Annotated in this window: 12 protein-coding genes, 1 rRNA gene, 1 pseudogene and 1 riboswitch; of the genes and pseudogenes, 7 read left to right on the forward strand and 7 right to left on the reverse strand. The window is 63.6% G+C overall.

Annotated features, from left to right (window positions below; translation table 11 throughout):
* Positions 1 to 526: 526 nt before the first annotated feature.
* The 4 genes and pseudogenes from KY499_RS07465 to KY499_RS07480 form a co-directional block, all read right to left on the reverse strand.
* Positions 527 to 2,054, reverse strand: a 16S ribosomal RNA gene (locus tag KY499_RS07465).
* A gap of 582 nt (positions 2,055 to 2,636) precedes the next feature.
* Positions 2,637 to 4,268: pseudogene (locus tag KY499_RS07470) on the reverse strand (alkaline phosphatase D family protein).
* A 107-nt stretch (positions 4,269 to 4,375) separates the two neighbouring features.
* The gene (locus KY499_RS07475) at positions 4,376 to 4,660 is read right to left on the reverse strand and encodes a DUF1540 domain-containing protein (protein ID WP_219886667.1); all 285 of its coding nucleotides are present in this window, start codon (positions 4,658 to 4,660) and stop codon (positions 4,376 to 4,378) included.
* A gap of 280 nt (positions 4,661 to 4,940) precedes the next feature.
* Positions 4,941 to 5,144, reverse strand: a complete 204-nt coding sequence (locus tag KY499_RS07480) for a cold-shock protein (RefSeq protein ID WP_011690916.1) — start codon at positions 5,142 to 5,144, stop codon at positions 4,941 to 4,943.
* Between the two features lie 331 nt (positions 5,145 to 5,475).
* On the opposite strand from KY499_RS07480, the gene KY499_RS07485 reads away from it, so the two are divergent.
* On the forward strand, positions 5,476 to 5,928 hold the full coding sequence (locus KY499_RS07485; protein ID WP_219886668.1) for a DUF4383 domain-containing protein: 453 nt from the start codon (positions 5,476 to 5,478) through the stop codon (positions 5,926 to 5,928).
* Positions 5,929 to 6,119: 191 nt separating this feature from the next.
* Complete coding sequence (locus tag KY499_RS07490; RefSeq protein ID WP_219886669.1) at positions 6,120 to 6,497, forward strand: TfoX/Sxy family protein; 378 nt, start codon at positions 6,120 to 6,122, stop codon at positions 6,495 to 6,497.
* 31 nt (positions 6,498 to 6,528) lie between these two features.
* On the opposite strand, the gene KY499_RS07495 is transcribed toward KY499_RS07490, so the two are convergent.
* A complete protein-coding gene (locus KY499_RS07495; protein WP_219886670.1) occupies positions 6,529 to 6,849 on the reverse strand; it encodes a putative quinol monooxygenase in 321 nt (106 codons plus the stop codon).
* 93 nt (positions 6,850 to 6,942) lie between these two features.
* Positions 6,943 to 7,209: a hypothetical protein gene (locus KY499_RS07500; RefSeq protein ID WP_219886671.1), complete on the reverse strand. Its 267-nt coding sequence runs from the start codon at positions 7,207 to 7,209 to the stop codon at positions 6,943 to 6,945.
* 91 nt (positions 7,210 to 7,300) lie between these two features.
* Here KY499_RS07500 and KY499_RS07505 point away from each other — a divergent pair, with 91 nt between their 5' ends.
* The 3 genes from KY499_RS07505 (at position 7,301) to KY499_RS07515 (ending at position 9,791) form a co-directional block, all read left to right on the forward strand.
* Positions 7,301 to 7,666 (forward strand): metalloregulator ArsR/SmtB family transcription factor, encoded by a 366-nt coding sequence (locus tag KY499_RS07505; protein ID WP_219886672.1) that lies wholly within the window; start codon positions 7,301 to 7,303, stop codon positions 7,664 to 7,666.
* Positions 7,663 to 8,811, forward strand: coding sequence for a cation diffusion facilitator family transporter (locus tag KY499_RS07510; RefSeq protein ID WP_219886673.1), 1,149 nt, complete (start codon positions 7,663 to 7,665; stop codon positions 8,809 to 8,811). The genes KY499_RS07505 and KY499_RS07510 overlap by 4 nt, the downstream gene beginning before the upstream one ends.
* A 290-nt stretch (positions 8,812 to 9,101) precedes the next feature.
* On the forward strand, positions 9,102 to 9,791 hold the full coding sequence (locus tag KY499_RS07515; protein ID WP_219886674.1) for a hypothetical protein: 690 nt from the start codon (positions 9,102 to 9,104) through the stop codon (positions 9,789 to 9,791).
* A 608-nt stretch (positions 9,792 to 10,399) separates the two neighbouring features.
* Here the strand turns inward: KY499_RS07515 and KY499_RS07520 are convergent.
* The gene (locus KY499_RS07520) at positions 10,400 to 11,182 is read right to left on the reverse strand and encodes an NlpC/P60 family protein (RefSeq protein ID WP_219886675.1); all 783 of its coding nucleotides are present in this window, start codon (positions 11,180 to 11,182) and stop codon (positions 10,400 to 10,402) included.
* A gap of 3 nt (positions 11,183 to 11,185) precedes the next feature.
* Positions 11,186 to 11,397: riboswitch (cyclic di-AMP (ydaO/yuaA leader) on the reverse strand.
* Positions 11,398 to 12,348: 951 nt separating this feature from the next.
* Here KY499_RS07520 and KY499_RS07525 point away from each other — a divergent pair.
* Together KY499_RS07525 and KY499_RS18545 are read left to right on the forward strand one after the other, a co-directional pair.
* Entirely contained in the window at positions 12,349 to 12,783 is a 435-nt protein-coding gene (locus KY499_RS07525) for a DUF305 domain-containing protein (protein ID WP_308813086.1), read from the forward strand.
* The gene (locus tag KY499_RS18545; protein WP_308813087.1) at positions 12,707 to 12,958 is read left to right on the forward strand and encodes a DUF305 domain-containing protein; all 252 of its coding nucleotides are present in this window, start codon (positions 12,707 to 12,709) and stop codon (positions 12,956 to 12,958) included. The genes KY499_RS07525 and KY499_RS18545 overlap by 77 nt, the downstream gene beginning before the upstream one ends.
* Positions 12,959 to 13,021 lie beyond the last annotated feature (63 nt).

Below are 13,021 nucleotides of genomic sequence, written 5' to 3' on the forward strand. Positions count from 1 at the left end.
ACCACGAAAACCACCCCAAACACCCCGAAAGGCGCCCGGGACAGATCCAGGTTCATATTCTTGGAAATTGCTTCTTATAAAAGATGCTCGCGTCCACTATGTAGTTCTCAAACAACAACCCCGTACCACACACCCCACACACACCCCCCTCAAAAGGAAAGCAACCATGTGATCGATGCAGCCAGGAAACCAGAAACACCAGCCCCGGACCCCGCAGCCGGCCAGCCCTTCCCCCGAAGGAAAAGAACACACCCGCCACAACATCCGGTCCTGTTGCCTCAGGACCCAACAGTGTGCCAAACACGAAACCACCCATCCGAACACCGCACCGTTCCAGGCCGGACCCTCCCCACAGGGAAGAGACCCACCGTACTGGGTGCCGCAAACAAACACGCGGCCGCTACTTGTTGATATTCCACCCGTGAGCACCCGCCGCAGAACTTGCGTCTGCGCAACGGGCATATACTCCTGACAACCCCCACACCCCGCACACAGCGGAACGCAGAACATTGTAGGTGCTCCTTAGAAAGGAGGTGATCCAGCCGCACCTTCCGGTACGGCTACCTTGTTACGACTTAGTCCCAATCGCCAGTCCCACCTTCGACAGCTCCCTCCCACAAGGGGTTAGGCCACCGGCTTCGGGTGTTACCAACTTTCGTGACTTGACGGGCGGTGTGTACAAGGCCCGGGAACGTATTCACCGCAGCGTTGCTGATCTGCGATTACTAGCGACTCCGACTTCATGGGGTCGAGTTGCAGACCCCAATCCGAACTGAGACCGGCTTTTTGGGATTAGCTCCACCTCACAGTATCGCAACCCTTTGTACCGGCCATTGTAGCATGCGTGAAGCCCAAGACATAAGGGGCATGATGATTTGACGTCGTCCCCACCTTCCTCCGAGTTGACCCCGGCAGTCTCCCATGAGTCCCCGCCATTACGCGCTGGCAACATGGAACGAGGGTTGCGCTCGTTGCGGGACTTAACCCAACATCTCACGACACGAGCTGACGACAACCATGCACCACCTGTGAACCGGCCCCAAAGGGGAAGGACTGTTTCCAGCCCGGTCCGGTCCATGTCAAGCCTTGGTAAGGTTCTTCGCGTTGCATCGAATTAATCCGCATGCTCCGCCGCTTGTGCGGGGCCCCCGTCAATTCCTTTGAGTTTTAGCCTTGCGGCCGTACTCCCCAGGCGGGGCACTTAATGCGTTAGCTACGGCGCGGAAAACGTGGAATGTCCCCCACACCTAGTGCCCAACGTTTACGGCATGGACTACCAGGGTATCTAATCCTGTTCGCTCCCCATGCTTTCGCTCCTCAGCGTCAGTTAATGCCCAGAGACCTGCCTTCGCCATCGGTGTTCCTCCTGATATCTGCGCATTTCACCGCTACACCAGGAATTCCAGTCTCCCCTACATCACTCTAGTCTGCCCGTACCCACCGCAGATCCGGAGTTGAGCCCCGGACTTTCACGGCAGACGCGACAAACCGCCTACGAGCTCTTTACGCCCAATAATTCCGGATAACGCTTGCGCCCTACGTATTACCGCGGCTGCTGGCACGTAGTTAGCCGGCGCTTCTTCTGCAGGTACCGTCACTTTCGCTTCTTCCCTACTGAAAGAGGTTTACAACCCGAAGGCCGTCATCCCTCACGCGGCGTCGCTGCATCAGGCTTGCGCCCATTGTGCAATATTCCCCACTGCTGCCTCCCGTAGGAGTCTGGGCCGTGTCTCAGTCCCAGTGTGGCCGGTCACCCTCTCAGGCCGGCTACCCGTCGTCGCCTTGGTGAGCCATTACCTCACCAACAAGCTGATAGGCCGCGAGTCCATCCAAAACCACAATAAAGCTTTCCACCCCCCACCATGCGATGAGGAGTCATATCCGGTATTAGACCCAGTTTCCCAGGCTTATCCCAGAGTTAAGGGCAGGTTACTCACGTGTTACTCACCCGTTCGCCACTAATCCCCCCAGCAAGCTGGAGATCATCGTTCGACTTGCATGTGTTAAGCACGCCGCCAGCGTTCATCCTGAGCCAGGATCAAACTCTCCGTTGAAGTAAAACAAAAACAGACACAACCACACGCCCCCGGGAAAACGGGAACGCCGGCTGCACAAAATTTGAAACCAGCCAAAAACACCAGACCACACCACGGGGTGGCGGATCCAGCACATTCAACCAATTCAATACAAAAAATTGGTATCAACAAACTTGGCACACTATTGAGTTCTCAAACAACAGACACACCCGGCACCACCACAACCTCAACCGTGGATCGCTCCGGAGCAACCTGACAAACTTACCCGAACCCGGCACACGAAGCAAATCAACGTTTCCGCGACCCGCCAGCACCAGCATCAAGCCCCCACCCGGCACCGGCACGCCACAAAGCGCACCATATCCCAGGCCATTCATCAAAAAAGGGGGATCGCCGCCCGTCCGTGACCAGCATTTCCAGCTGGCCCCCGTCGCGGCGACTCGAATTACTTTACGCACCCCGAACCCCTGACGCAAATCGGCCGAGCCGGCGTCCGCCCGCGCCGGAAATCGCCGGATCGACGCGAATTTGACGCGGATTCGAGGCGCTTTGGAGGGTCAGGGATGCCGTTCCGCCCGTCAGAGAAGGTTGTGAAGCCCGTCACCGTTCCGGCTGCAGCTCCTTGCTCCAAAGAACAGCACCGTTGGCATTGCGCAGACTCACGCTGAAGGTGTCCCCCTCCCCCAACTCCACGTGGCCAAAGTACTGGCTTTCGCCGCTGCGCGGGGATTCGTTGGCGTAGGCGCCCGCCTTGAAGAACGCGACCTCGGGACCGAAGGTGCCATCCAAGGCGCTGGGACCGAACGACCCGGCGTTGATGGGGCCAGCCACGAATTCCCAGAACGGATCGAAATCCTGGTACGCAGCCCGCTCCGGGGAATAGTGGTGGGCGGCGCAGTAGTGCACGTCGGCAGTCAGCCAGACCACGTTCTTCACCCGGCTGCGTTTGAAAGCGGAGAGCACCCGCGCGATCTCGAGTTCCTTGCCCAACGGGGCGCCGGCGTCGTGGTTGGACAGGGACTCCTGATGCACCGCGCCGTCGGGCACGACCAATCCGAGCGGAAGGTCGGCGGCGATAACTTTCCAGGTGGCCTTGGACTTGCTGACTTCCTTGATGAGCCAGTCGGCCTGCTCCTACCCGAGGATATGGGTGAGGTTCGGCTCCTTGCCGTCGGTGTTGGGGTCCTTGAAGCTGCGCATGTCCAGGCAGAAAATCTCCAGCTGCGGTCCGCGGGAAATCTTGCGGTAGATGCGGGCCGGTTCGAAGCCGGCGCTGCCGTCGCCGAGCTGCGCGACGGGCTAATATTCCTGCCAGGCCTGCCGGCCGCGGGCGGCGAGGACGTCCACGCGGCGCTCGGTATACCGGGGGTCGGTGAGGATCTCCCCGGGGTACCAGTTGTTGTGTGTTTCGTGGTCGTCCCACTGGGCAATGACGGGCACCTCGGCGTAGAGTGCGCGGACGTTGGCGTCCAGCATGTTGTAGCGGTGGCGGCCGCGGAATTCGTTGAGTGTTTCGGCCACCTTCGACACTTCCTCGGTCACGAGGTTTCGCCAGACTTGGCCGTCCGGTTCGGTGACCTCCGCGGCGATGGGCCCGTCGGCGTAGATGGTGTCGCCGGAGTGGAGGAAGAAGTCAGGGCGGGTGGCGTGCATGGCCGCGTAGCCACGCATGCCGCCGATCTCCTCGTTGATGCCCCAGCCCTGGCCGGCCGTGTCGCCGCTCCAGACGAAGCTCTGCCGCCGCGCCGTCCGGCCGCTGCGGACGCCGCCCTTGTCCGGGGCGGTACTGAAGGAGCCTTGGGCGGTTTCGCCGGCGTTGCCTTCGGCGTCTTCGAAGTGCATGCTGAGCGCGAACCGGGTCCCTGCCGGCAAGTGCCGGGCGTTGATCTTAGCGGTGAAGTCGGTCGCTTCGCTGGCGGCAGTCCCCCGCAGCACCCGCCGGAAGGCGCGGCCGCCGCGAAGTGGGGCTCCGTCGTCATCGACCGCCAGCAGGCTGGCCACCAGCCGTCCGGGGCCTGATGCCCGGGACCACAACACACCGGAGTCGGTGCCAACGTCGCCGGTGGCAATGCCGGAGGTCAAGGTCAGGCGGTTCCGGACCAGCGCAACTCCCGCCGGGGAGGTGCTGATCCGGGCGGCGCTGGCCGGAGTCATCGCGCCGGGAACGACGGCGGAAGTACCGGCGGCCGCAATGGCGCCTTTGAGCAGTGAACGGCGGGTGAAGGAAGTCATGGACTGATCCTTCACCGCACGCGTGAACTATCAGGATCCGGCAGGTGAACGGACCGGGAACCGGAGCCCGCCGTCGGGTGTCCTCTGGTGATGAGGTGTCCGGCGGCCTACCGGTGGGCGTAGGTGAGGCAGTCGGCGCTGTCGGCGCCCGGGCCGACGTGCACTTCGGCTGCCTGGCACATCAGATGTTCGTTGTGCGCGCATTCGGAACGCTGGCAGGCGCCGACGTCGGCCAAGACCTTGGGCAGGCCGCCGTGGGCGCCGATGTCGATGAAGGTGGCGCAGGCCGCGTGGTCTTCCGTGCCGCCGACCGTGATGGCTGAGGCGTTGCACGCGGAGTGGTCATTGAAGGAACAATTGCTCACGCTGCAGTCAGCGACGTGCGTTGTCATCGGACTCTCCTCCTGGTTTAGCCGGCCCGGGACGGGCCGTTCCCGGATTTCACCGTAAGCCTGCCCAGCCGCAGAAAAAAGACCCAGTTGTGTTCGCTATTAACGGGACGGCCAGTCCGGTTACCAGAGCGTCCAGCGACGGCAGACGGCGTGTTTCGGATAGTTCAGGGCCAGGGTGTCCTGTCACGCCATACCTTGAGGTTAAACAAAAGCAGGGCCCGTCCGAAGACGGGCCCTGCTCGAAACCTAAACCTAAACGGTCCTGGTTATCTAAAAGAAATTAGATAGCCTGGATGTTCGTGGCCTGGGGACCCTTGGGGCCCTGCTCGGTTTCGAAGGAGACCTTCTGGTTCTCTTCGAGGGAGCGGAAGCCGGAGGAGTTGATCGCGGAGTAGTGTGCGAAAACGTCCTGTGAGGAGTCATCGGGGGAAATGAAGCCGAAGCCCTTTTCAGCGTTAAACCATTTGACGGTACCAGTAGCCATTATTTTTTGTCCTTCGTGAAGGTGGAGGAAAAGTCCCGACTTTCGGGTCCTCCGGTGTGGGGTGTTCAAAACCGCTACTTCAGAAGAACAGGGTCTTTCAACCTTGCGTACTGCCTGAACTACGAACTGCATAAACACAACAACAGGCTCCACTCTACATGAGGTTTGCGCAGCTTTTGACCACCAGCCTCAATCCGGCCCACCCCGGTACCGTCTCCCGCCGTTGCAGCGATTCTTTTTGCTTTCTGCGGATCCGACACATCCCTGGCTCCGGCAGCGGCGAATGGCATGTAGCAACTACTGCAAATCAGTCCCAAACAAGGAGTCCATCATGGCTACAACCCACACCACCCGCACCGCCCGGCACACTCTCGTCCAGAAGGCAGCCTTGGCTGTCGGCGCTGTCTTCCTTCTGGTCGGTGTCCTCGGCTTTGTCCCCGGCATCACGAGCAACTTCGACCAGCTCCAGTTCGCCGGCCACCAATCCGAGGCCATGCTGCTGGGCCTGTTCCAGGTCTCAGTCCTGCACAACATCGTCCACCTGCTCTTCGGCGCCGCGGGAATTGCCCTGTCCCGGTCAGCGGCCGGCTCCAAGTCCTTCCTGCTCTACGGCGGCATCATCTACCTGGTGCTCTGGGTCTACGGAATCGTCGTTGACCAGGAGTCGGCCGGGAACTTCGTCCCGCTGAACGCCTTCGACAACTACCTGCACCTCGTGCTCGGTGTCGCCATGATCGCCCTGTCCGTCATCCTCACCAAGGGCCGCACCAGCCACGCACGCTAAGCCACGCGGCGTCCTCCGCGGCGCCGGCACAAGCACATTCGACGTTCGACGGCGGGAATCACCGGAAGGTGATTCCCGCCGTCGGCGTTTAAGCCATCGTTCGAGCACCCCTCGACCGTTCTTCCCGACGGGCATATTCTGCAGGCAGTCCACGCCAGCGATACGGACCCACCAGCGACATTGGAGCTTTCATGCAGATGCCCAAACCGTCCGACGCAGACAAGGAGCGCTTCCGGTCCGCCCTCCCGGCCGACTTGAACATCGTGGTCAAACCGATGTTCGGCAATTTGGGGGCGTTCGTCAACGGCAACATGTTCGCCGGCCTGTTCGGCCCGACCATTGGCGTGCGACTCTCCGAGACGGACCGGTCCGAGGCGGAAGCGACGGGGCGGACGGTTCCTTTCGGACCCGAGGAACGACCGATGCGCGATTACACCGGACTGCCGGCAGCAGGGCAGGACGACGACGGCGGCAGTACCGGAAAGTGGGTGGAGAAGGCCTACTCGTACGTGGCGACTCTGCCGCCGAAGGCCCCGAAACCGCCGAAGCCCCCGCGGGCCGGCAAGTAGCCGGCCGCGAGGGCGTCGCCTGCTCGAAGGACTACGGAACGGTCAGTTCGCCCATCCGGCCCCAGCCGTTGGCCTCAAGCTTCTCGCTGATGATCTGCGGGGTCTCGGCGAGGGCCTGCGGCATGTCCTGCATGGCCTTGGTGAAGTGCGCACTGTTGACGTGGTCGCCGGCGGCGTCATCGTGGAAAGCCTCGACGAGGACGAACTCGTTGGGGTTCTCCACGCTGCGGGACCAGTCGAACCAGAGGTTGCCGGGCTCGCGGCGGGTCGCCTCGGTGAAGTCGCGGGTCAAGTCCAGCCAGCGGTCCGTCCAGTCCGGCTTGACGTTGAATTTGACGACGATGAAGATCATCTCAGGAGTGCCTTCCAGTTCGGTTTTAGTGCCTGGCCAGTCTCTCGCGGAGCGTGCGCCCGGCCAAGCCGGGTTCGGCCGCAGGCGCGTAGGCTAGCTCCCCATCCCCGGGTGGACCGGGACGAACTCGACCTTGTTCCCGGGGTCGATCCGCTGCTTGGAAACGCGGGAGAATCCCTTCGCATCCATGTGGTTCTGTGCCCGGTATTCCGCCAGCGCGCCGTCGTACGCGTGGTTCAACTGCTGGCCGGAGAACTCCTCGGCGGTGCCGTCGGCAAAAGTGATGGAGATGCGGACACTTCCGGGGAAGTGTCGGTTCATCCGAATAAAGCCTTCAGCATCCTGCTGGAGATTGATCAAGGGTTTCCGCCTTTGGTGGTCGAGACTTCCAGTGTCCCCCATGTTTGCCCGCGGCTCACCTTTTCAACCATGCGTATGTGACAATATTCGTATGGATGCAGATAAGCATGTAGCGCCGCCGATGGATGGCGATTTCGTGGAGCTGGCCGTGGAGGTGTTCGCCATGCTGGCCGACGCGACCCGGGTGCGGCTGATTCTGGCGCTGAGCGAGGGCGAGATGTCCGTCAACGAGCTGGCCGAAACGGTGAGCAAGCCCCAGTCCGCGGTCTCGCAGCACCTCGCGAAAATGCGGCTGGCCCGGATGGTCTCCACACGGCAGGAAGGCACCCGGGTGTTCTACCGGCTGGAAAATGAGCATGCCCGCCAGCTCGTGGCGGACGCGATCTTCCAGGCGGAGCACTCCCTGGGCGGCACGCCGCGGCACCACCACGCCAAGACGGAAGGCGGCGCTCTATGACTCAGACCGGCAGCCACGCGCACTCCCCCGGCTCGGGGCACGAGCACGGGCACGTCCATAAGGACGGACAGGAGCACGACGACGGCCACACTCACGTACACGAGCACCACGACGGCGGTCACCCGCATCAACACCACGACCACGGGCACGGGCACGGGCACGGGCATGCTCACGCCCACGACCATCCTCACGCCCACGACCATCCTCACGACCACGAGCATCCCCGGGGGCTGAAGGGCTTCTTCCACGGCCTGTTCGTCCCGCACAGCCACGACGCCGCGGATTCGGTCGACGACGCGATGGAGTCCTCGGCCAAGGGCATCCGGGCCCTGAAAATCTCCCTCGCCGTCCTGGCCGCGACGGCACTGCTGCAACTCGCGGTGTTCCTGTTCAGCGGCTCCGTAGCGCTCCTGGCGGACACCATCCACAACTTCTCCGACGCCCTGACCGCGGTCCCCCTATGGATCGCGTTCATTCTCGGCCGCCGGGTGGCCAACCGGACCTACACCTACGGGTTCGGCCGGGCCGAAGACCTGGCCGGGCTCTTCATCGTGGCCATGATTGCGCTTTCGGCCGTGGTGGCGGCGGTCGAATCAGTCACCCGGCTGTTCAATCCCCAGCCGGTCAGCAACCTGGGCTGGGTCCTCGCGGCGGGGCTGATCGGCTTCGCCGGCAACGAGCTCGTCGCGGTCTACCGGATCCGGGTCGGCCGGGAGATCGGGTCGGCGGCCTTGGTGGCGGACGGCATCCACGCCCGGACCGACGGCTTCACGTCCCTCGCAGTAGTTGCGGGAGTGATCGGTGTGTGGCTCGGCTTCCCGCTGGCGGATCCGATCATCGGCATCCTTATTTCAGTGGCAATTTTCGTTCTTCTCTGGGGCACCGCCCGGGACATCGGCCGCAGGCTGCTCGACGGCGTCGACCCGGACCTGCTGGACCGCGCGGAAGCGGCCATCGCCCCGGTGGCACCGCCGTCGTCGACCGTTCGGCTCCGCTGGAGCGGCCACCGGCTGCACGTGGAAGTCACCGCACCGGTGGACCCGGAATGGACCATGGCAGAGCTCTCCGGACTCAGCCGCTCGGTCGAACAGGCCGTGCGGGCGGATGTACGCAACGTGGGGTCGGTCGTCGTCGTGGCCCGGTAGGGCCGGCGCCCTGTTCCGGGATGACGCACCGAGCGGTCAGTCGGCGAGTGCTCGTGATCGTCTGGCGAACGTGGCTCGGGACGTGACGCTCGCGCTGGCAGCGCGGCAGCAACGGAAAAACTGTGAGTCTGGAGGTAGCCCCGAAAGGCGTGACCCGTCGCAGTGTTGCCGCGGTGAATGATCTGCTTTCAAGGCTCGGCGAGACCGCGGGCTGCGTCGGCGGTCTCGGGGGTGAGGGCGTATGCGTTCGACACCTGTGGACGTTTGGTCAGGCAGGACTAGAATGAGCCATGCCCACGACCGGCCGAGTTGTCTCCGTTGCGGTGCTGCTGGCCGTCGAGGCAGGACTGGCGCTGCTGGCGGTGCTGGTCCACTTCGAATTTATGAGGATTTACGGCATTGTCACCGACACCGCGCTCGAGGGACTCACTTGGGGGTTGACGGCCGGCCCCTCCGGACTCGCACTCGGTCTGGTCGCGGTGGTTGCCATTGTCGGCTTGGTGCTCGCGCCGCGACTGTGGATGCGGCTGACGGCCATGGCCATTCTGGTTCTCATGCTGCTCGGCATGCTCGCCGTCACCCCCGCGGCACTGCAGCGGAAGACTGAGGCGCAGTTCGGCTCCACTCCGCAATGCGTGAGCGAGGGCTCGGCAGAGCCCATGGCCACTGCAGATCGTGAGGCCCAGCGGGCGTTCGACTCCATCAGTCACATCGGGCTGTTCAACGGTGGCGGCGTAAATGGTGTCGGCGGCTGTGAACGCCGGCTAGTGCTCTCAGAAGACATCGACGTGTTGCAGCACTATCGTGCAGCGTTGCCAGCGGCGGGCTGGGAAGTGGTCGAGGACGACGGGCGCCACCTGCGGGCCCAGCGTAATGGCCTGGCGTTCGAAGTGATGCCCTGCTCTGGAGGAGGCGGTGTCGTCTGGGCAGGAAGCGACGACGGCCCCGCGAACGAAATACGAATGGGCTGTGCCCAATAGTGAGATGGGACTGCCCCGGTTTTTGTTGACACAGTGTCTCGAAACCCAGGTGCCTCGAAGAATATGCCACGCCAGACAATGCAAAGCCTGGGAATGCAAGGCTTGGGAATGCGACACCGAGCGTTCAAATAAAACCGCCACGGGGCCCTAAAACATATAGGGTTGGGTCACGCATAGCCCGCAGTGCGATCCGGGCGGAGACCCCTGTCAACCGTCGAACAGGAGCGGTTAGCGCGGTCGTAGCTGATTTTGCCCGTCGTGGCATATATCTGATTCGGGGGCCGAAGGTGCCGCTTTGCGACGCCGCGGCCCATCATCGCAGGCGCTCCGCCCAGGCTTCAATCGGCTCGTGCACCGGACGACCATCCGGACCACCCCGGAATGACGAACCGGACCTGCGAAATCGAAGACCCGTTCTCGCCGATGACCTGACGGCTGACGATGTCGGACTGCCCGTACTTCCCTGCAGTACTGGCTGGCTATCGCCGCGTCCGGCGTGGGCTGCGGGCATCCCGGTGCCAGTGACACACCAAGGGCCGGTGAGCCGCCACCCCCAAGGCAGCGGTTTACCGGCCCTCATGTGGCTGGGTGCTGAGGCGGGTGCGTACTCAGGCGCCCGCGCGGACAAACGTGACAGGCCCGGTGGCGGTCAGCCAGGACAGCGGGTGCACAACAGTCTGGTTCTTGCCGTTCATGCCGGAGCTCAGCACCTGGCCGTTGCCGACGTAGATGCCGATGTGGCCGGGTTGGATTACCATGTCGCCGGGCTGCGCGTTGCCGACGACTTTGCCATAGCCCATGAACTGCATCGGCGCCAGGTCCCCCACTGGAATGCCGGCAGCGCCAAGGGCCTTTTCAACCAGGGCGGTGCAGTCCTGGATCATGCCCAACTGGGCGTACGCGGCGGAGACCATCGCAGCGCCGACTCCGCTTGCTGCGGCCGGGGCTGCGGCCGGAGCGGCCGCGGCAGCCGCGACCTGGCCCTTCGACTGGACGGTTACCCGCGGGGCCGCCTGAACTGCAGCGGCCGCCGTGGCCTGCGGAGCGGGCGCTGCGGCTGCCGGCTTTGGCGCTTCAACAACAGGTGCCGGCGTGGTGCTGACCGCGGTGCGGTCAAACGAAATCGCGACGGACGAGTCGGCGTTGAGCGGCGCCTGCACCTGGCCGGTCACTTCGAGGCTCGAAACGGAGGCCGAGTTCCGCTTGACGGGCGTTTCTGCGGCTTGGGCCGCCATGCCGCCGCTCAGCACGAGGCCAGAGGCGGCCACAACGACGGCGGCCTGCCGCCCTGCTCCCCCGGCGTTGTCGGCGAGAGCTTTGGAGAATACAGCGAGGGGGTTGGTGTGGACGGTGACGGCGCGACGGCGCCCGGAAATTTTTCGTGCGGACATGAAGGAACCTCTCCCTGTGCCTGCGGGGTTAGCTGTCGGATTCGGATGGGAGACACCCGGCCGTGACCTGCAGGAGCGCAATGCTGCTCCTACTGCAAGGGCACGGCTTCACCCCAAGGCCGGCGCTAAGGCCAGCCAAACGTGGTTTCCCCGTCTCTGCCAGACGATGTAGCAATCGGACCCCGGGCAGCGGCAGAGTTAGGCAATTTGCTCGGAGGTGCCAGCCTCGATGAACACCGGCACGTATTCGACCGTAGTCGGATTTTCCGCGGATGTCACATTCGGATAACGACGCCGACCCCCTGGACAGAGGCCACGCAAGCCGTTGTGCACGTATACCCCATGGGGGTATAATCATCACGTCGTCCGATCACCCTGCGGGAAAGGTAACGCCCAGCGCCGGAAGGTACGGTTGGAACTGAATGGGCGCGGCCCGCGTTAGATCTCGTGGGGCAACCGGACCGTCCCGCGGGTACGCTTGAGTGAGTCAATTTCGGCTGGAAGGAGGAAACCTGATGTCCGTTGCCCTGATCAGCCGTACTTCGGCGTTCCTTCGCCGAGTCGGCTTGCTGGCCTCCCTGCTTGCCCTAGTCGCCGGAATATTCGGGATGCACATTATTGCCGGTGCCCACCCTATGGCGGCATCCGGGGCTGCCCACACCGCGCAAGCACTTCCCGCGGCCCACGCGCCGGCAGCTGGCCACAGCGGCCACGCCATCGGAACCGGCGCCGGCCTAGTTGCCGGCCCTGCCCCAGCCGAATCGACGTCGCTCCCGGCACCATCCGGGTCTGGACTTTCATGCGTTGGACAGGGAGGGTGCGCCGAGATGGCGGCGATGGAGGCGGCCTGCATGCCGCTGCCCGGAACCGCCGCAATGTCGGCCCCGGTGCCCGGCAGCACCCCCTTCGGTGACGTAGCCCGCGGTAGCCGTCAACCGGACTTTACCGCCTACGTGCATCCGACCAGGACTCCGTCCCCCGGGGACCTTTGCATCAGCCGGACGTAAACGGGCTGCGCCGCGCCGCCTTGCTCCGGCGCGAACATGCTTCGCTATCCCCGGCGCGCACGCGCCGTTTACACGCCCCTTGCCCGGGCGTGATTCGCTGGCCGGTGACCATACCCGCCCGGCTTGTCCCCGCAACGATCCTGAAGGACCCGCATTCCCATGAAGAAATCTATGACTATTTCCGCCACCCTGTTCGCGGCCGCCCTGGCCCTGACCGGTTGCTCGGCCGGGACCGGTGCTGCCGACAGCAGCATGCCGGGCATGAACCACGGCAGCTCCGACATGCCGGCCACCGCAGCCCCGCTGGATACCGTGACTAACAACGCGGCCGACACGATGTTCGTTCAGGGCATGATCCCGCACCACAGCCAGGCCGTGGAGATGAGCGACATCATCCTCCAGAAACAGGACATCGATCCGCAGGTCACGGAGCTCGCCAACAAGATCAAAGCCGCCCAGGCCCCCGGAAATCGGCACCATGACCGGGTGGCTGAAGACGTGGAACGAACCCGAACAGATGGACGCCGGGCACGGTATGACCGGCATGATGAGCCAGAGCGACCTGGACAAGCTCAAGGCCGCACAGGGAACTGACGCGTCCAGGCTGTTCCTGACGCAGATGATCGCGCACCACCAGGGGGCCGTGATGATGGCAAAGACGGAGGAATCCGACGGCCAAAACGCCGACGCGCTCGCCTTGAGCAAGGAGATCATCACGTCCCAGGAAGCTGAAATCCAGGAAATGCAGACACTGCTCGGTTCCCTCTAGCCGGCGCCGCAGCCGCGCCGGCACCAAGCGTGACCGGCGCGGCATCCCACTTTCCTTATCCCC

The organism is Arthrobacter sp. PAMC25284, from assembly GCF_019443425.1.
In the GTDB taxonomy this organism is placed as follows: domain Bacteria; phylum Actinomycetota; class Actinomycetes; order Actinomycetales; family Micrococcaceae; genus Arthrobacter; species Arthrobacter oryzae_A.